The organism is Bordetella genomosp. 5 (genome assembly GCF_002261475.1).
Taxonomy (GTDB): Bacteria; Pseudomonadota; Gammaproteobacteria; order Burkholderiales; family Burkholderiaceae_B; genus Bordetella.
In genome coordinates this window covers 367,217-384,149 of sequence record NZ_NEVN01000009.1, presented here as the reverse complement: position 1 = coordinate 384,149, position 16,933 = coordinate 367,217, and the positions used below count along the sequence as shown (strand labels likewise).

17 protein-coding genes and 1 pseudogene are annotated in these 16,933 nt (G+C 67.8%); 17 read left to right on the top strand and 1 reads right to left on the bottom strand.

What is annotated here, in order from left to right; all coding sequences use genetic code 11:
• Nucleotide 1: 1 nt before the first annotated feature.
• The 7 genes from CEK29_RS18170 to CEK29_RS18140 all read left to right on the top strand — a co-directional run bounded on the left by CEK29_RS18170 (nt 2) and on the right by CEK29_RS18140 (nt 7,239).
• Nucleotides 2-1,204, top strand: coding sequence for a CaiB/BaiF CoA transferase family protein (locus tag CEK29_RS18170; RefSeq protein WP_094858885.1), 1,203 nt, complete (start codon nt 2-4; stop codon nt 1,202-1,204).
• Nucleotides 1,205-1,365: 161 nt separating this feature from the next.
• Nucleotides 1,366-2,607 (top strand): ABC transporter substrate-binding protein, encoded by a 1,242-nt coding sequence (locus tag CEK29_RS18165; protein ID WP_249279146.1) that lies wholly within the window; start codon nt 1,366-1,368, stop codon nt 2,605-2,607.
• A 13-nt stretch (nt 2,608-2,620) separates the two neighbouring features.
• On the top strand, nt 2,621-3,496 hold the full coding sequence (locus CEK29_RS18160) for a branched-chain amino acid ABC transporter permease (RefSeq protein ID WP_094802843.1): 876 nt from the start codon (nt 2,621-2,623) through the stop codon (nt 3,494-3,496).
• Between the two features lie 5 nt (nt 3,497-3,501).
• Nucleotides 3,502-4,398, top strand: a complete 897-nt coding sequence (locus CEK29_RS18155; RefSeq protein ID WP_094802841.1) for a branched-chain amino acid ABC transporter permease — start codon at nt 3,502-3,504, stop codon at nt 4,396-4,398.
• Nucleotides 4,395-5,156, top strand: coding sequence for an ABC transporter ATP-binding protein (locus tag CEK29_RS18150; protein ID WP_094802839.1), 762 nt, complete (start codon nt 4,395-4,397; stop codon nt 5,154-5,156). The genes CEK29_RS18155 and CEK29_RS18150 overlap by 4 nt, the downstream gene beginning before the upstream one ends.
• Nucleotides 5,153-5,908: an ABC transporter ATP-binding protein gene (locus tag CEK29_RS18145; protein WP_094858884.1), complete on the top strand. Its 756-nt coding sequence runs from the start codon at nt 5,153-5,155 to the stop codon at nt 5,906-5,908. Before CEK29_RS18150 ends, CEK29_RS18145 begins: the two co-directional genes overlap by 4 nt.
• On the top strand, nt 5,905-7,239 hold the full coding sequence (locus tag CEK29_RS18140; protein WP_094802835.1) for an amidase: 1,335 nt from the start codon (nt 5,905-5,907) through the stop codon (nt 7,237-7,239). Before CEK29_RS18145 ends, CEK29_RS18140 begins: the two co-directional genes overlap by 4 nt.
• Before the next feature lie 18 nt (nt 7,240-7,257).
• Here CEK29_RS18140 and CEK29_RS18135 read toward each other — a convergent pair.
• A pseudogene (locus CEK29_RS18135) lies at nt 7,258-7,721 on the bottom strand (GFA family protein).
• 282 nt (nt 7,722-8,003) lie between these two features.
• On the opposite strand from CEK29_RS18135, the gene CEK29_RS18130 reads away from it, so the two are divergent.
• From CEK29_RS18130 to CEK29_RS18090, 10 genes are all read left to right on the top strand, one after another.
• Nucleotides 8,004-8,885, top strand: a complete 882-nt coding sequence (locus CEK29_RS18130; protein WP_094802833.1) for a phosphoribosylaminoimidazolesuccinocarboxamide synthase — start codon at nt 8,004-8,006, stop codon at nt 8,883-8,885.
• A 168-nt stretch (nt 8,886-9,053) separates the two neighbouring features.
• The gene (locus CEK29_RS23955) at nt 9,054-9,206 is read left to right on the top strand and encodes a DUF5993 family protein (protein ID WP_170948523.1); all 153 of its coding nucleotides are present in this window, start codon (nt 9,054-9,056) and stop codon (nt 9,204-9,206) included.
• Between the two features lie 16 nt (nt 9,207-9,222).
• The gene (locus tag CEK29_RS18125) at nt 9,223-9,900 is read left to right on the top strand and encodes a disulfide bond formation protein DsbB (protein ID WP_255176188.1); all 678 of its coding nucleotides are present in this window, start codon (nt 9,223-9,225) and stop codon (nt 9,898-9,900) included.
• 78 nt (nt 9,901-9,978) lie between these two features.
• The gene (purE, locus tag CEK29_RS18120) at nt 9,979-10,494 is read left to right on the top strand and encodes a 5-(carboxyamino)imidazole ribonucleotide mutase (protein ID WP_094802831.1); all 516 of its coding nucleotides are present in this window, start codon (nt 9,979-9,981) and stop codon (nt 10,492-10,494) included.
• Nucleotides 10,495-10,592: 98 nt separating this feature from the next.
• Nucleotides 10,593-11,780: a 5-(carboxyamino)imidazole ribonucleotide synthase gene (locus tag CEK29_RS18115; RefSeq protein ID WP_094858883.1), complete on the top strand. Its 1,188-nt coding sequence runs from the start codon at nt 10,593-10,595 to the stop codon at nt 11,778-11,780.
• Entirely contained in the window at nt 11,777-12,826 is a 1,050-nt protein-coding gene (locus tag CEK29_RS18110; RefSeq protein ID WP_094802827.1) for an L-threonylcarbamoyladenylate synthase, read from the top strand. Before CEK29_RS18115 ends, CEK29_RS18110 begins: the two co-directional genes overlap by 4 nt.
• A gap of 152 nt (nt 12,827-12,978) precedes the next feature.
• On the top strand, nt 12,979-14,001 hold the full coding sequence (locus CEK29_RS18105) for an amino acid ABC transporter substrate-binding protein (protein ID WP_094858882.1): 1,023 nt from the start codon (nt 12,979-12,981) through the stop codon (nt 13,999-14,001).
• Nucleotides 14,002-14,098: 97 nt separating this feature from the next.
• A complete protein-coding gene (locus CEK29_RS18100) occupies nt 14,099-14,914 on the top strand; it encodes an IclR family transcriptional regulator (protein ID WP_094802823.1) in 816 nt (271 codons plus the stop codon).
• A gap of 275 nt (nt 14,915-15,189) precedes the next feature.
• Nucleotides 15,190-16,098 carry an arginase family protein gene (locus CEK29_RS18095; RefSeq protein WP_094803289.1) on the top strand — a complete coding sequence of 303 codons (909 nt, stop codon included), beginning with the start codon at nt 15,190-15,192 and terminating at the stop codon, nt 16,096-16,098.
• 28 nt (nt 16,099-16,126) lie between these two features.
• On the top strand, nt 16,127-16,918 hold the full coding sequence (locus tag CEK29_RS18090) for an ABC transporter substrate-binding protein (RefSeq protein ID WP_094858881.1): 792 nt from the start codon (nt 16,127-16,129) through the stop codon (nt 16,916-16,918).
• The last annotated feature ends 15 nt before the right edge of the window (nt 16,919-16,933 follow it).

Sequence of the window (16,933 nt, the reverse complement as noted above, 5' to 3'; positions counted from 1 at the left end):
CATGACGACTTCCGCAACGCAGCCCCTGGCCGGCCTGAAGGTTCTCGATCTGTCGCAGATCATGGCCGGTCCGTACTGCACGATGGTATTGGCCGACCTCGGCGCCGAGGTGATCAAGGTCGAGAAGCCGGGCAGTGGCGATGACTCGCGCGAGATGGGCCCTTATGTGAACGGCGAATCGACCTGCTTCGCGCAGATCAATCGCAACAAGCTCGGCATCTCGCTCAACCTCAAGCATCCGGCCGTGCGCGAGATCGTGCTCGATCTGGTGCGCTGGGCCGATGTCCTGGTCGAAAACTATCGGGTGGGCGTGACGCGCTCGCTCGGGCTCGATTATGAAACCCTGAGCGCCATCAACCCCCGCCTGGTGTACTGCTCCATCTCGGGCTATGGACAGACCGGCCCGTACTCGGGCAAGGGCGGCTTCGACCTGGTGGCGCAGGGGATGACCGGCATCATGAGCATGACCGGCGAGCCGGACGGCCGACCGCTCAAATCCGGCATCGCCATCTACGACATCGGGGCGGGCCTGACCGCCTCCTACGCCATCCTGGCCGCCTGCATGCACCAGCGCAGCACCGGCGAGGGCCAGCTCATCGATATCTCGCTCGCCGAGTGCGGCCTGCCGTGGTTCATCTGGGAGGCGGCCGCCTACTTCGCGGAGGGCACGATTCCGCGCGCCACGGGCAGCCGGCATCGCGTGTCCGCGCCCTACCAGGCCTTCCATACGGGCGACGGCTACATCATCGTCGGCGCGGCCAACCAGCGCACCTGGGAGCGGCTGTGTGCGGACGTGCTGGGCCATCCCGAATGGATCACCGATCCCCGCTTCGTCACGAACACGGAGCGAATGGCGAACATCGAGGTGCTCGAGGCGCTGCTGGAGGCGGAGTTCGCCCGTGCGAGCGCCGCCGAGTGGATCCGCCGTTGCGAGGAGGCCGGTGTGCCGTGCGGGCCGATCAACGACTTCGGCCAGACGGTCAACGATCCCCACTACGCCGCGCGCGGCATGATCCAGGAGCTCGATCACCCGACCATCGGCCGCATGAAGACGATCGGCATTCCGACCCACTTCTCGCGCACGCCCGGACGCGTGACGCGGCCCGCGCCGCTGCATGGTGAGCACACCGACGAGGTCCTGGCGCGCTTCGGCGTGGATGCCGGACGCCGGGAGCAGTTGCGGCGGGAGGGCAGCATCCAGTAAGACGAACCTGTTCCAGCGTCGGGACGCAGCCGCGTCCGTGCGCCAGGCACGAGACCCCGCAGCGCACGATAGGGGTCGATAACAACAGCATCAAGGGGCCGGGCAATCCTTGCCGGCATATTCGAAGCAGCGAAATGCGCACTGCGCAGAAAGGAACGAATATGAAGCCGAGTACCACTTTGAACCGCCGTCAGTTTGTTGCCACCAGCGTCGCGATGGGAACGCTCGCCATGCTGCCCTGGGCAGCCCGGGCACAATCCGGCGCCCTGGCGCCGTTCCGCCTGGGGGCGCTGAACTCGATCACCGGGGTGGGCGGACCGTACGGCGGCGCGATGCTGCAATCGATACGCATCGCGGTCGACGAGGTCAACGAGGCCGGGGGCGCAGCGGGTCGCAAACTCGCGCTCTATGCCGAGGACGACCAGACCAAGCCGGATGCGGCCGTGCTGGCGGTCAAGAAGCTGATCGAGATCAACAAGGTCGAGGCGGTGGTGGGGATCTGGCCGTCGGCGGTGGGATTGGCGGTGATGCCCATCACGAACAACGCAGGCGTCATCATGATGAACACCTGCGGCGCGCCTGAAATGCAGACCGAGAACAAGCGCGGCCTCGCATGGATGTTCCAGGCGTCTAACGCGGTGTTCGGCAAGGCCTTCGCCGAAACCGCGCGCCGCCGCGGGTTCAAGCGTCCGGCGGTGATGGCGTTCAACAACTCCACCTTCGTGGGCCTGGCGAATTACTTCCGCGAAACCTGGGAGGCGGGCGGGGGCAAGGTCAGCGAACTGATCATCTACGAGCCCAACCAGACCACCTATCGCACCGAGCTCTCGCGGGTGCTGGCGACCAAGCCCGATGTCATTGCGCTGGGCTCGTACCGGCCCGACGCCACCATTCTGCTCAAGGAGTGGTACCAGAGCGGGCAGGACTGCAAGTTCATCATGCCCGGCTGGACGGCCAACGAAGACCTGGTCAAGGCGCTGGGCAAGGACGCCACCGAAGGCATCATCTCGATCTCCAACGTCGCGGCCTACGATCACCCCACGTACAAGAGCTTCGCCGAGCGCTTCCGCGCCAAGACGCGCCGCGAACCCGATATTTTCTCGGCGCAGAGCTACGACATGGTCATCGCCCTGGCGCTCGCGATCGAGGCCGCCGGCGCCAACGCCACGCCGCTCGAGGTGAATGAGCGCATCAAGCCGGTCACGGGCCAGGGCGGGCAGAAGGTCAGTTCGTTCGCGCAGGGCCGCGACGCGCTGAAGGCGGGGCAGGACATCGACTACGACGGCGCATCCTCCGGCCTGCAGTTCGGCGCAAAGGGCGAGACGGTGCCCGACTTCGGCGTGTTCGAGATCAATCAGGGCAAGCTCGTTCTCAAGGAGACGTTGCCTGGGTCGCTGGCCTGAGGCGGGAGCGCACATGGACGCTATCGCCATCCTCAATGCCACCATCAATGGCCTCGTGCTCGGAACGCTGCTCGCGCTTCCGGTCCTGGCCATCACGATGGTCTTCGGCATCGCGCGCTTTCCCAACGCCGCCACCGGTGACTACATGACGCTGGGTGCCTACACGGCCATCGCCGTGCAGACCTTCGTCGGCAGCTCGCTGGTGCTCGGGGTGGTGGCCGCCTGCCTGGTCACCGCGCTGGTATCGGTCGGGTTCTATCTCTGGGTATTCCGCGCGCTCGCCCATCGGTCCAATGTCTCGCGGCTGGTGGCCTCGCTCGGTGTGGCGTTCGTGGTGCGCAACACCATCACGTTCTTCGCCGGCCAGGATCAGTACAACCTGGACGTGCCGCTGGTGCGCGCATGGAACTTCAACGGCGTGCGCATCCTGCCGACCGACGTCTACATCCTCGCCACCGCCGCGGCGGCCCTGGTGCTGGTGTTCGTGCTGCTGCATGCCACGCCGCTGGGCCGGCGCATGCGGGCGGTGGCCGACAACCCCGACCTCGCCGCGGCGAGCGGAATCCGTTCGCGCCGCGTGATGCTGTGCCTCTGGACGCTCTGCGGCGTCTTCTGCGGGCTGGGCGGCGTGCTGCTCGGCATCAAGGCGGTGGTGGTGCCCGAACTCGGTTTCGAACTCCTGATGCCGATGTTCGCGGCGGTCGTGCTGGGCGGTATCGGCCATCCGGTGGGCGCGGTCGTGGGCACCTTGCTGTTCAGCGTGTCCCAGGAAATCGCGAGCCTGTATGTCGAGCCGTCGTACAAGATCGTGCTGGCCTTTTCCGTCCTGCTGGTGGTGCTGCTGGTTCGCCCGCAGGGTCTGTTCGGCCGCCCGGTCGCAGCGAGGTAAGCAACATGGAAGCCTATCTGATCGCCATTTCCATTGGCATCCTGATCTACATGCTCCTGGCCGTCGGCCTGTCGCTGCACTATGGCTTCACGGGCCTGGTGAACTTCGGCCACGTGGGGTTTTTCGCCATCGGCTCGTATGCGTCGGCCTTGCTGTCGATGCAAGGCGTGCCGATCCCGCTGGCGATGGCCGGCGCCACCGTGCTCACCGCGCTGGCGGCCTGGCCGCTCGGCATGGTGGCCTTGCGGCTCGGCAGCGATTATCTCGCCATCGTGACGCTGGGTTTCTCGGAAACCGTACGCATGATGCTGCAGACGGAAGAGTGGCTCACGCGCGGCATGCATGGCCTGCCCGGGATCCCGCGCCTGTTCGACGGTCTTGTGCCGGCCTCGCAGATCGACTTCTGGATTCTGATGAGCCTGCTTGCCGCCAATGCGGTGGTGTTCTGGCTGGTGACGCGGGTCGTGCGCAGCCCCTTCGGCCGGGTGATCGGCGCGATCCGCGACAACGAGGTAGCCGTCCGTGCGCTGGGCAAGGATCCGGCGCGGTTCAAGACGCGCTCCCTCATGCTGGGCGCGGGCCTGGCCGGTCTGGCGGGCGCGTTCCAGGCGCACTACCTGACCTTCCTCAGCCCCGACCAGTTCGTGCCGCTCATTACGTTCTACATCTGGATCGCCGTGTTTGTCGGCGGTGTCAACCGGCTGCGCGGCGTTGCCCTGGGCACGGTGATCCTGGTGGGCTTTCTCGAAGGATCGCGCTTCGTGCGCGAGTTCATGGGAGGGATCTCCGAGGTCCAGATGGCGAGCGTGCGCATCTGGGTGATCGGGATGGCGCTCATTCTCGTGGTGCTCTACCGGCCGCAGGGTGTGCTGGGCGAGCCGGCGGGAGGGAAGAAGTCATGAAAATGCTCGAAGTCAGTAACGTGAGCGCAAGTTTTGGCGGCTTCAAGGCGCTCGACGGCGTGAGCCTGCATCTGGACCGGGGCGAGCTGCTCGGCCTCATCGGCACCAACGGCGCGGGCAAGAGCACGCTGTTTTCGGTGATCACCGGCTATGTGCCGAAGCAGTCGGGCCAGATCCGCTTCGAGGGGCAGGACATCGACGACCTGCCGGTCCACCGGCGCGTGCGGCGCGGCCTGGCCCGGACGTTTCAGGTGCCGCGCGAATTCTCGCAGCTGTCGGTGCTGCACAACATGATGGCCGCCGCGCCCGACATGCACGGCGAGAAGCTGCTCGGCCTGTTTTTCTCGCCCCGCCAGGTCGCGCGCGAAGAGCGCCGCGCGGCCGAGATGGCCCGCGAATGGCTGGATTTTCTCAACCTGACGCGGGTGATCGATCAGCCGGCCGGAAAACTCTCCGGCGGGCAGAAGAAGCTGCTCGAACTGGGCCGCCTGCTCATGCTGGAGCCCCGCTGCATCATGCTCGACGAGCCGTTCGCGGGCGTCAACCCCGTGCTGATCGGCGAGCTCTCCGAGCGCATCGTGGCCCTGAACCAGCGGGGCATGACCGTGCTGATCATCGAACACAACCTGGAAGAGCTGGCCCGCATCGTGCCCCGCATGTATGTGATGGATCGTGGCCGGGTCATCGCCGAGGGCGGCCCCCGCGCGGTGCTGGCGCAGCCCGCGGTGCGCGAAGCCTACATGGGAGGCGTGATATGAGCGGCAACGCAGCGATCGGGCAGGGCCTGCTCTCGGTGCAGGACATGGCGGCCGGCTACGGCGACGTCGACATCGTGAGCGGCATCGACCTGCATGTGGGGGCGCGCGAGATCGTCACCATCGCGGGCACCAATGGCGCGGGCAAGTCCACGCTGATCAAGGCGGTGATGGGCCTGTTGCCGCGCATGAGCGGAAGCCTGCGATTCGATGGACATGACCTGCGGGCCATCGACGTCGAAGACCGGGTGCGCGTGGGCATCTCCTACGTGCCGCAGGTGCAGAACGTGTTCGGCGACCTCACCGTGCTCGAGAACCTCCAGGTCGTCGAACACGTACGCGAGCCGCGCGCACGCATCGAGGCCATGCTGGAGATGTTTCCGGCGCTGGCGCAGCGGCGCCGCACGCACGCCGGCAATCTCTCCGGGGGAGAGCGCCAGCAGCTCGCCTTCGCGCGTGCGCTGATGCCCTCGCCGCGGCTCATCCTGCTCGACGAACCCTCGGCCGCCTTGTCGCCGGCGCTGACCGAACAGGTCTTCGACGAAGTGCGCCGGCTGCCCGGCCTCGACGTGGCGGTACTGATGGTGGAACAGCGCGCGCGCCAGGCGCTGCAGTTCAGTGATCGCGGCTACATCCTGGATTCGGGGCGCATCGTGCTGACCGATACGGGCGCCAACCTGCTTGCCAATGAAGACATGGCCGAGTTGTACATCGGCCGCGGCCATGCCGCCTCCGAAGAAGGAACTCACGCATGAACACCGAAGCTAGACAGGGACCGCGTCGCCCCGCGCCCTCCGATATCGCCCGTCTCACCATGGCGCAGGGGTTGCGCGCACTGGATGCGGGAACGCTGACCTGCGAGGCCTGGGCAAGGGCCTGCCTCGAGCGCATCGCCCTGCGGGACGCCGAGGTCCATGCGTGGGTGCATGTGGCGCAGGCGGCCGCGATCGAGCGCGCCCGTACCGTCGACCGGCTGGGCCGCACGCGGCCGTTCGACGGCGTGCCGCTGGGCATCAAGGACACGATCGACACGGCGGACATGCCGACCGAACTGGGCGACCCGGCCATCTTTCCGGGCCGGCAACCCACCGTCGACGCGCCCGTGGTGGCGCGCGCACGCGCGCTCGGATTCAATCTGCTCGGCAAGAACACCGTGTCGCGCCACGCCATCATGCTGCCGGGCCCGTGCCGCAACCCGCACGACGTGAGCCGCACGCCGGCCGCTTCCTCGGCCGGCTCGGGCGCGGCGGCGGCCGACTTCATGGTGCCGCTGTCGATCGGCACCCAGACCGCCGGCTCGATCCTGCGTCCCGCCTCGTTCTGCGGCGCCGTGGGCTTCAAGCCCACGCTGGATCTCATCCCCTATGTGGGCATCCGCACCTATTCGCGGCCGCTCGATGTGGTCGGCCCGCTGTGCCGGTCGGTCGAGGACGTGCAGTATTTCATGCGCGGTTTTGTCGGCGACCCGCGTTACGCCTCTCCGGTGCCGGGCGGCATGCCGCGTCTGGGCGTGTGGCGGCCGCGCGACTGGCCGCAGGCCGACGCCGTGGCGCAGCGCATCTTCGAGGAGAACCTGCGCACGCTCGCGGACGCGGGCGCGGTGCTCACCGAGCTGTCCATGCCGGCGTCGTACGAACAGATCGGCGATCTGCAGGATGTCATCATGGCCTACGATCTCGCCCGCGAATACGACGCCATCCGCCGCGATCATGCCGAGCACTGCGACCCCGAGCTGCTCGCCTATCTGGATCTGGGCCGCACGTACAGCGATGCCGATTACGCGCGTGCGCTGGACGCGGCTGATGCCTGCCGGCGCCAGTTTCACGACATCGCGCGCGACATCGACGCCATCGTCATGCCGGCGACGCTGGGTGAGGCCCCCACGGCGGACAGCACCGGAAGCTCGGTGTTCATTCGTGCGTGGTCGCTTCTGCACAACCCGTCGATCTCGCTGCCGGTGGCGCGTGGCGACCTGGGGCTGCCCATCGCGATCCAGCTGGTCGGCTTCCGTCACGAGGATCCGGCCCTGCTCGCCTGGGCACGACGGGTGGAGGCGGTGCTCGGCTCGCGGGCCCACGACGACTGAAGGGCAGGGCGGCCAGCGTCAGCCCGGCGCGTTGTGCGGAAAGTGCGGGTGCGCGGTGTCGATGGTGTGCCAGGGCGGCGCCGACGCGGTCCAGAGGGTGAGCTGGTTGGCGAAGCGGGCCGGCTCGTCCAGCGCGCCCGCCCGCACGATCACGTAGTCGGCGCCTTCGGCCTGGCCGAACAGCGGCGTGCCGCAGGCGGGGCAGAAGCTGCGCATGACCTGGCGGCCCGAGTCGCTGCGATACACATACTCTTGCGGGGCGCCGCGTTCGATCTTCAGGCTGGCCGCGGCCAGCAACAGCGCATGGGCCGGCGCGCCACCGCTCAGAAACTGGCAGTCGCGGCAGTGGCAGGTCGCGGCGGTCAGGGCGGGGCCGGTCGTGCGAAAGCGCACCGCCTGGCAATGGCAGCCGCCGGTGTGAGGCTTGAATGCGGTATCTGTGCTCATGCGGGTCTCGGTGAAAGAGAGCAGGGAGAGGGCAGGATCGGGCCAACAGCGGCGCCTGCGGCATGGCCGCGCACCGGTGAACCCGAGGCTAACGGCGGGGCGGCGGCGCGTCCATCGGCGGACAGGACTAGGGTATTTGCAGTAACCTATCGCCTGCGCGAACCGCGCCTCCTGCCCCCGCCGCGCGTCCCCTGGTGTTCGCATGCGGCCGTAACACCGGGCAGCCGCGGCAGCCCCCTTTTCTTTCTCTTTCCGTCAGGCCTGCGCGCAGCGGCGCGCACCGGCGGGACGCTTATTTTTTGCCATAGGCCATCTCCGTGACTTCCGCTTTGCACGAATCCAGCATCAAGTCCCTGCCGCTCCTGGGTCGCGGCAAGGTGCGTGACATGTACGCCGTCGGCGACGACAAGCTGCTGATCGTCGCGTCCGACCGCATTTCCGCGTTCGACGTCATTCTTGATGATCCCATTCCGGGCAAGGGCCAGGTGCTCACCGAGCTGACCGAGTTCTGGCTGCAGAAGCTCGCTCACATCCTGCCGAACCACTCCACCGGCGTGCGTCCCGAAGACGTGGTCGCCCCCGACGAAGTCGATCAGGTGCGCGGTCGCGCCGTGGTGGTCAAGCGCCTCAAGCCCATCCTGGTCGAGGCGGTCGCGCGTGGCTATCTGATCGGATCGGGCTGGAAGGACTACCAGACGACCCGTTCGGTGTGCGGCATCTCGCTGCCGGCCGGTCTGCAGCAGGCCGGCAAGCTGCCCGAGCCCATCTTCACGCCGGCGGCCAAGGCCGAGTTCGGTCTGCACGACGAAAACGTCGACTTCGCCCACGTGGTCAACGAAGTCGGCCAGGAAATGGCCGAGCGCATCCGCGACGTCACGCTGCGCCTCTACAGCGAGGCCGCCGCCTTCGCCGCCACCAAGGGCATCATCATCGCCGACACCAAGTTCGAGTTCGGTCTCGACGACAACGGCACCCTGCACCTGATGGACGAAGTGCTGACCCCCGATTCCTCGCGCTTCTGGCCCGCGGACGGCTACCGCGTCGGCATCAGCCCGCCGTCCTTCGACAAGCAGTTCGTGCGCGACTGGCTCGAAACCCAGCCCTGGGACAAGACCCCGCCCGCGCCGCGCCTGCCGCAGGAGGTCCTCGAAAAGACCGCCGCCAAATATCGCGAAGCGCTGGATCGCCTGATGGCCTGAGCGCCATTAGCGCCACAAAACCCGCCCGCGCGCCTGCGCCGGCGGGTTTTTTCTTGCCTGCGTTACGCACAATCGACAAAATTGGAAAGTTTGCTGGCAGTCACATATATTGCTGTTTGTTACGTTATACTCCGGCGCAGCCCTGCGACGAGGAGGCCGATTTTGTTGATGATTTTGCCCTTCCTGACGGGCGGCCTGGCCGTCTGGTTCGCCATTCTGGGCCGACGCCAGCCCTGCTTCACATTCTGGTTGCTGACGCTGGGCCTGTTCATCGCCGGCGTCGGCACTCATATGAGCGGCCCGCTGCCGTTCACGCTCTGACGCCCCGGGTTCCGTCATGATCTTTCTGCACAACCCGGCGCGCGGATCGCGTTGGCTCAACAGCCTGTTTCTGATCATCGTGAGCCTGATGCTGCTGGGCAGCCTGGCGCTGCATTGGCGCGCCGGACGTGGCGTGCCGCCGCTCGCGCTGTTGCAGCAGGCCGCCTACGTGATGGCGGGCATCGGCCTGCTGCTCAATATGCGCCTGGGCCCGTCGCCTCTGCACTACGCCATGGTCACGGCATCGGCGCTGGGCGGCATGGCCGCGAGCGCCTGGGTGCTGCTGCAAACAACGGCCGGGCTCGCCGCGCCGTGGGGCGGGCTGCGCGCCGATACCTGGCATTTCCTGGTGTGCGCCAGCCTGGTCGGCTTCGCCGTGCTGATGCAGGCCAAGGATCGCAAGTGGGGCGACAACGCCATCAAGAAGCCCGTCTCCGTGCCGATGGGCGTGGTGATGGGGTTCTTCGCGCTGGCGGTGCTGGCACAGCTGGGCCATACCGGCTATGCCTGCGGCGTGGCGGAATGCGCGGCCACGGCTTCCACAGGCTCCACGACCTCCACGGGCCCCGCAGCCTCCACGACGCCCGCGACGTTCACCGCCCCCACGGCTTCCACGGCCGCGCCGCAGCCCGCCGCCGACGCGGGCGCCGCCCTGCAGGGCGCCGAGGCGCCGGAGTCTGCCCGAGGCGGGTAAAATACCGGGTTTCGCGGCGTCGAGCCGCCAATCCCCGCACGCGCACAGCCCTTGTCCGCGTGCCTACCCGCAACGGTCATGAACACTAAGGTAACTGCTACCGGCGCTCCGGTCGTCGGCGTCATCATGGGCTCTTCCAGCGACTGGGAGGTCATGAAAAATGCCGTCTCGATGCTCGAGTCGTTCGGCGTGCCCTACGAGGCGCGCGTGATTTCGGCGCATCGCATGCCGCAGGACATGGCCGATTACGGCGCCGCGGCTCGCTCGCGTGGCCTGCGCGCCATCATCGCGGGCGCCGGCGGCGCCGCGCACCTGCCCGGCATGATGGCCGCCCTGACCGAAGTGCCCGTGTTCGGCGTGCCGGTGCCGTCCAAATACCTGCGTGGCGAAGATTCGCTGCTGTCCATCGTGCAGATGCCCAAGGGCGTGCCGGTGGCCACCTTCGCGATCGGTGAAGCCGGTGCGGCCAATGCCGCGCTGCACGCCATCGCGACCCTCGCTTGCACCGACGATGATCTGCATGCCAAGCTGGTGGCGTTCCGCGCCGCGCAGACCGAGACGGCGCGCAACATGAAGGTGCCGCCCGAGGCCTGATTCGTGGGCCGGCCATCGTGATGCGCCGGCCCGGCTTTTTGTCATTCGCGACCCCTCATCGGGTCGACCTGCGAACCCCCATCGAGGGGCTGTGATCCATGTCGCAACACTCCACCGCAATCGTCGCTCCGGGCGACTGGCTCGGCCTTCTGGGCGGCGGCCAGCTCGGCCGCATGTTCTGCCACGCCGCGCAAAGCCTCGGCTACAAGGTCGCCGTGCTCGACCCCGCCGACGAGTGCCCGGCCGGCATGGTTGCCGATCTTCATATCCAGGCGGCCTATGACGACACCGCGGGCCTCACGCGCCTGGCCGAGCGTTGCAGTGTGGTCACCACCGAATTCGAAAACGTCCCGGCCGACAGCCTGCGCTTCCTGCAGGCGCGCTGCCGGGTGAGCCCGTCCGCCGACGCCGTCGCCATCGTCCAGGATCGCAACGCCGAAAAGGCGTTCATCGCGAGCCAGGGCATTGCCGTCGCGCCCAACGTCCCGGTGCTGAGCGAGGCCGACCTCGCGGCCGCGCCAGACGACCTGTTTCCCGGCATTCTCAAGGCCGCGCGCCTCGGCTACGACGGCAAGGGGCAGGCCCGCATCGCGTCGCGCGAGCAGGCCATCGAGGCGTTCCGCGAGTTCGGTGGCGTCGCCTGTGTCCTCGAGGCACTGATGCCGCTCGACCACGAGATCTCGGTGGTGATCGCGCGGGGCTTCGACGGCGCCGATGTGGTGTTTCCGATCGCCCGCAACGAACACCGCGACGGCATCCTGGCCGTGTCGACGGTGTCCGGCGGCGGCGCCGACGCGTCGCCGCAGGCCCAGGCCACCCTGGCCGCGCAAAAGATCGCGGCCGGCCTCGGCTACCACGGCGTGTTGTGCGTCGAGTTCTTCGTGCTCACCGATGGCAGCCTGATCGTCAACGAGATCGCGCCGCGTCCGCACAACAGCGGCCACTACAGCATGGATGCCTGCGTCACGAGCCAGTTCGAACAACAGGCCCGCGTGATGGCCGGGCTGCCGCTGGGTACCACGCGTCTGTTCGCGCCGGCCGTCATGCTCAACATCCTGGGCGACGTCTGGTTCGAGCCGGGCAGCGACACCCCGCGCGAACCCGACTGGGCCGGCGTGCTGGCGGTCGAGGGCGCCAAGCTGCATCTGTACGGCAAGGCCGAGGCGCGCCGCGCCCGCAAGATGGGCCACGTCAACATCACCGGCGTCACGCTGGCCGACACCCAGGCCGCCGCCGCGCGCGTGGCGCGGGTGCTGGGCATCGCGCCCGCGGAATCGCACGCATGAGCGCGGCCGCGGATCCGCACGAGATCGCCCTGGCCGCGCAGCGGCTGATGGCGGGCGAGCTGGTGGCGTTTCCCACCGAGACCGTCTATGGGCTGGGCGCCGACGCCGAGAATCCCGAGGCGGTGGCGCGCATCTATGCCGCCAAGGGCCGGCCGTCCAATCATCCCGTCATCGTCCACATCGCGCCCGAGGGCGACGTGGGCTACTGGGCCGTCGACGTTCCGCCCGAAGCACGGGCGCTGATGCAGGCCTTCTGGCCGGGCCCGCTCACGCTGATCCTCAAGCGTGCGCCGCACATCGGCGACGCCGTCACCGGCGGCCAGGACAGCATCGGGCTGCGTTGCCCTTCGCATCCCGTGGCGCAGGCCCTGCTGCGTGCGTTTGCCGCGGCCATGCCCAACGGGCAGGGCGGGGTGGCCGCGCCGTCGGCCAACACGTTCGGCCATGTGTCGCCCACGCAGGCCGAGCACGTGCGCGCCGAGTTTCCGCGCGAAGTCGCCGAGGGCATGCCGGTCCTCGAAGGCGGGGCCGCCGAGGTCGGTATCGAATCCACCATTCTCGATCTGTCGCGCCTGGCGCAAGGCGTGGGACCCGTGCTGCTGCGTCCGGGGCACGTGAGCGCCGCGCAGATCGAAGCGGTGCTCGGTGTGCCGGTGCGCCGCCCCGACGCGGCCGCGCCGCGCGCCTCGGGCACGCTCAAGGCGCACTACGCGCCGCGCACGCCGCTCGAGCTCGTCGACGGCGCGCAGCTGGCCCAGGCCGTGGCCGCGCGGGCGTCCGCGGGCAGGCTCGCGGTCGTGGCCTTCGAGGCGCCCGCCGCCGGCGTCACGCCGTCGTCCACGCTCGAGTGGGTGCGCGTGCCGGCCGACCCCGCGCACTACGCGCAGTCGCTGTATTCCCGGCTGCGCGAGCTCGACGCGCAAGGCTATGCCCGCATCCTGGTGCAGGCGCCGCCCACGGATTCCGCCTGGGATGCCGTGAACGATCGCATCGGCCGCGCGGCCGCTGCCTTCTCGCTCGATACCACCGATCTCTCCGCCACCTGAGCGTGGCGTCGCCCGCCTAGGGTAGCCGCGCATTGTGGCGCGGCCGCCCCGGGCGTACTCTCCTTGCGCCGGGCAAAATCCGCCTGGCGAAACAGCGCGGGCCGGCCTTTATCCAGGGCCGCCACTGCGCAACATCACCGAGGAGACGATTCATGAAGCGGCAATTTGCCATGGTGGCGGGCGCGCTCGCGCTCGCATGCGCGACCCAATCGGCCATCGCCGGCCCCACGCTCGACGCCGTCAAGAAAAAAGGCTTCGTGCAATGTGGCCTGACCGATGGCGTATCCGGTTTCAGCGCCACCAACAGCAAGGGCGAATGGGAAGGCATGGACGTCGACATCTGCCGCGCGGTCGCGGCAGCGGTGTTCGGCGATGCCACCAAGTTCAAGGGCACGCCGCTGTCGACGCAGCAGCGCTTCACCGCACTGCAATCCGGCGAGGTCGACGTGCTGCTGCGCACGGTCACGCTCACCCAGACGCGCGATACCTCGCTGGGCCTCGCCGCGGTGGCGCCGAGCTTCTACGACGGCCAGGGCGTGCTGGTGCGCAAGTCGCTCAACGTCAAGTCGGCCAAAGAGCTCAACGAGGCCACGATCTGCGTGCAGCCGGGCACCACCACCGAACTCAACCTGGCCGACTGGTTCCGCGCCAACGGCATCAAGTTCACGCCGGTCGTGATCGACAAGGTCACCGAGGTGGTGCGCGCGTTCGAATCGGGACGCTGCGATGCGTTCACCGACGACGCCTCCCAACTCGCCGCGGTCCGCGCGACGCAGGTCGCCAAGGCCGACGACTTCGAGATCCTGCCCGAGCGCTTCTCCAAAGAGCCGCTCGGCCCCATGGTGCGCCAGGGCGATGAAAACTGGCTGGGTATCGTGCGCTGGACGCTGTTCGCCCTGATGGAAGCCGAGGAATACGGCATCAACCAGAAAAACGTCGACGAGATGCTCAAGAGCAAAAACCCCAACGTGCTGCGCATCCTCGGCGTGACCCCGGGCGCCGGCAAGAACATGGGCGTGGACGAAAAGTGGGCCTACAACGCGATCAAGGCCGTGGGCAACTACGGTGAGATCTTCGAGCGCAACGTCGGCAAGGGCAGCAAGCTGGGCCTCGAGCGCGGCGTGAACGCGTTGTGGAACCAGGGTGGCGCCATGTACGCCTGGCCAGTGCGCTGAGGCATTGCCAGGCGGTTCGGTGTCACTCGGATCGCCAGGCGATACGAACGGTTCGGAATGCGGTACGCTACGGTTACCCTGACCGAACCGTTTTTTTATGGCCCATCCCGAGGATTCGCCCCTGTTCGTGGCCGCGCTGGCGCGTGGCATTACCTTGCTCACGGCCTTCAATGAAGGCCGGCCCGCCATGACGCTGCCCGAGCTGGCCGAAGCCACCGGTCTCACCAAGAGCGCCGTGCAACGCTTCGCCCACACGCTCTGGACGCAGGGCTATCTGCGCAAGCACCCGCAGACCAAGCGCTTTTCGCTGGCGCCTCAGTCGCTCGAGCTCGGCATGCGCTACGCCCAGACCAGCGCGCTCGTGCTGGGCGGCAACCCGTTCCTGCATTCGCTCAACCGCACCAGCCAGGAAACCTGCAGCCTGGCCGAGCCCGACGGGCTGGACATGGTGTATGTCGCGCGCTTCGCCACCCACAAGCAGATGTTCGTGCACATGCCCGTCGGCATGCGCCTGCCGATTCATTGCACCGCCGCCGGTCGGGCGGTGCTGTCGCGCCTGGATCCGGAGCGCGCGCGGGCGCTCTTGCTGCGCTGCGAGCGCAAGCCCTACACGGCCAACACGCTCACCGAGATCGAGGCGCTGATGGCAGAGCTCGATTTCGCGCGGGCCAGCGGTTTCGCCCGCGCCAACGGCGAGTTCTATCAGGGCGACATCACCATCAGCGCGCCGGTGCTTGACCCGGTCGGCACCCCGGTGGGCGCGGTCAATGTGTCGGTACCCTCGAGCCGCTGGACCTTCGAACAGGCGCAGACCGTGTTCGGTCCGCAGGTGCTCGAAACGGCCCACGCCATCAGCGCGTCGCGCACCATCGGACTCACCCAGCCGTTCTATGCGATGGAGTCCGCCGCCTAGCCACGGCGCCCCAGTGCAACGCCCCGACCCGGCCATGGCCGGGTTTTTTATTGCGGTGCGTCAATCGGACGTCGGCCATGCGGGAGCCGGGCAATCCCTAGTACCCGAGCCTGCCGCGCCGGATTAATCTATTTGCGACACGATCATATCGCAGAGCGATACGATAAATAATGCATCCGCTACGACGCGGTCGCGGCAAACCTGGGAGTTGTGCTGTGCAGCAAATCACGTCGGCCTGGACCGATTCCACGCTTTACACCCCGGCCGCCGGGTTCATGGGACTGCCGGCGCCGTCCTCCACGCAGGCTTCGGCGCCGCGCGCCTGCGTGCTGGGCATTCCGTTCGACTGCGGCACCCATCCGTTCCGCGTGGGCTCGCGGCAGGGCCCCGATGCCATTCGCGAACAATCGCGGCTGCTGCGCCCGTTCGACCTGTTCCGCCGTGCCGGTCTGGACAATCCGCCCGAGTACCTGCGCGTGGTCGACGCCGGCAATGTCGTGTGCTGGCCCGGCGACCCCGAACGCTCGTACCCGCAGATCGAAGCCGCGCTCGGCCGTGTGCTCGATGCGGGCGCGATCCCGATCACCATGGGTGGCGACGGCGCGGTCACGTTGCCGCAGCTGCGCGCCGTGGGCCAGCGCCATCCCGGCGTGGTCGTGCTGCATTTCGACTCGCATACCGACACCTATCCGATCGCCGGCTACAACACCGCCACCACTTTCACGCGGGCGGCCGAAGAGGCCGTGGTCGACGTGGCCGCGAGCTATCACGTCGGCACGCGCGGCAATTCCTTCATGGGCGGCGTGGTCGAGTACGGGCGCGAGGTGGGCTACACGGTGGTGCCGTTCGACGAGTTCGATCGCGATCAGGCTGCCGTGCTCGACGACATCAAGCGCCGCGTCGGCGACCGCCCGGTGTACCTGTGTTTCGACATGGACATTTTCGATCCGTCCTGCGCGCCCGGCGTGTGCACGCCGGAGTGGGGCGGGCTGTCGGCCAAAGAGGGGCTGGCGTTGCTGCGACGCCTGCACGGCCTCAACTTCGTCGCCTTCGATGTGAATACGGTGTCGCCGCCGCAGGACGTGGGCGGCGCCACGGCGTTTCTTGCCGCCACCGTGATGCAAGAGTTCTTTGCCCTGGCCGCCAGCGCGGTCCAGGCGTATCCGCAAGGCCGGCCCGCCTGACGGGCGGTCAACGATTCAAGGGGAAAATATGAAAACCACGAAACTTCTGGCCAGCCTGATGGCGGCCGCCACGCTGGCCTGCGCCGGCACCGCGCTCGCGCGTCCGCTCGACGAGATCAAGGCGGCCAAGACGCTGAATGTGGTCACGACCGCATCGGCGCCGCCGCACGGCTTCAAGAATCCGGCCAGCAATCAGCTCGAAGGCATCATGGTCGACGTGGCGCGCGCCGTGGCCGCCCACCTCAAGGTCGAGATGAAGCTGGCCGACGTGCCGTTCTCCGGCCTGATTCCGACGCTGACCTCGGGCCGCGCCGACGTGATGTCGGCACCGCTCTTCATCACCGAAGAGCGTGCCCGCGCGATCGACTTCTCCGCGCCCGTGTACGAGTGGGGCGAGGGCATCGTGGTCAACGAAAAGAACACCCGTCAGTACCCGCGCTTCCAGGACATGAAAGGCCAGCGCGTCGGCGTGCTCGTGGACTCCGTGCAGTTCAACATGATCAAGGACATGCCGGACACCAAGGTCACCACCTACCAGGACTACGCCACGCTGCTGGCCGATGTGCGCGCCGGCCGCATCGACCTGGGCATCGTCGATCCGCCCAGCATCATCTACCAGATCACCACGCGCAAGATTCCCGGCGTGAAGCTCTACAACGGCTACGTGCCCGAGAAGAAATGGCAGGTGGGCATGGCGGTCGAGAAGGGCAACAAGGCGCTGCTCGATGCCGTGAACGCCGCGCTGGCCGACATGAAGAAGAGCGGTGAGCTGGCCGAGATCGGGCGCAAGTGGGGCGTCTCCGATCTGATGAGCAAGTAAGCGACAAGGAGGCAC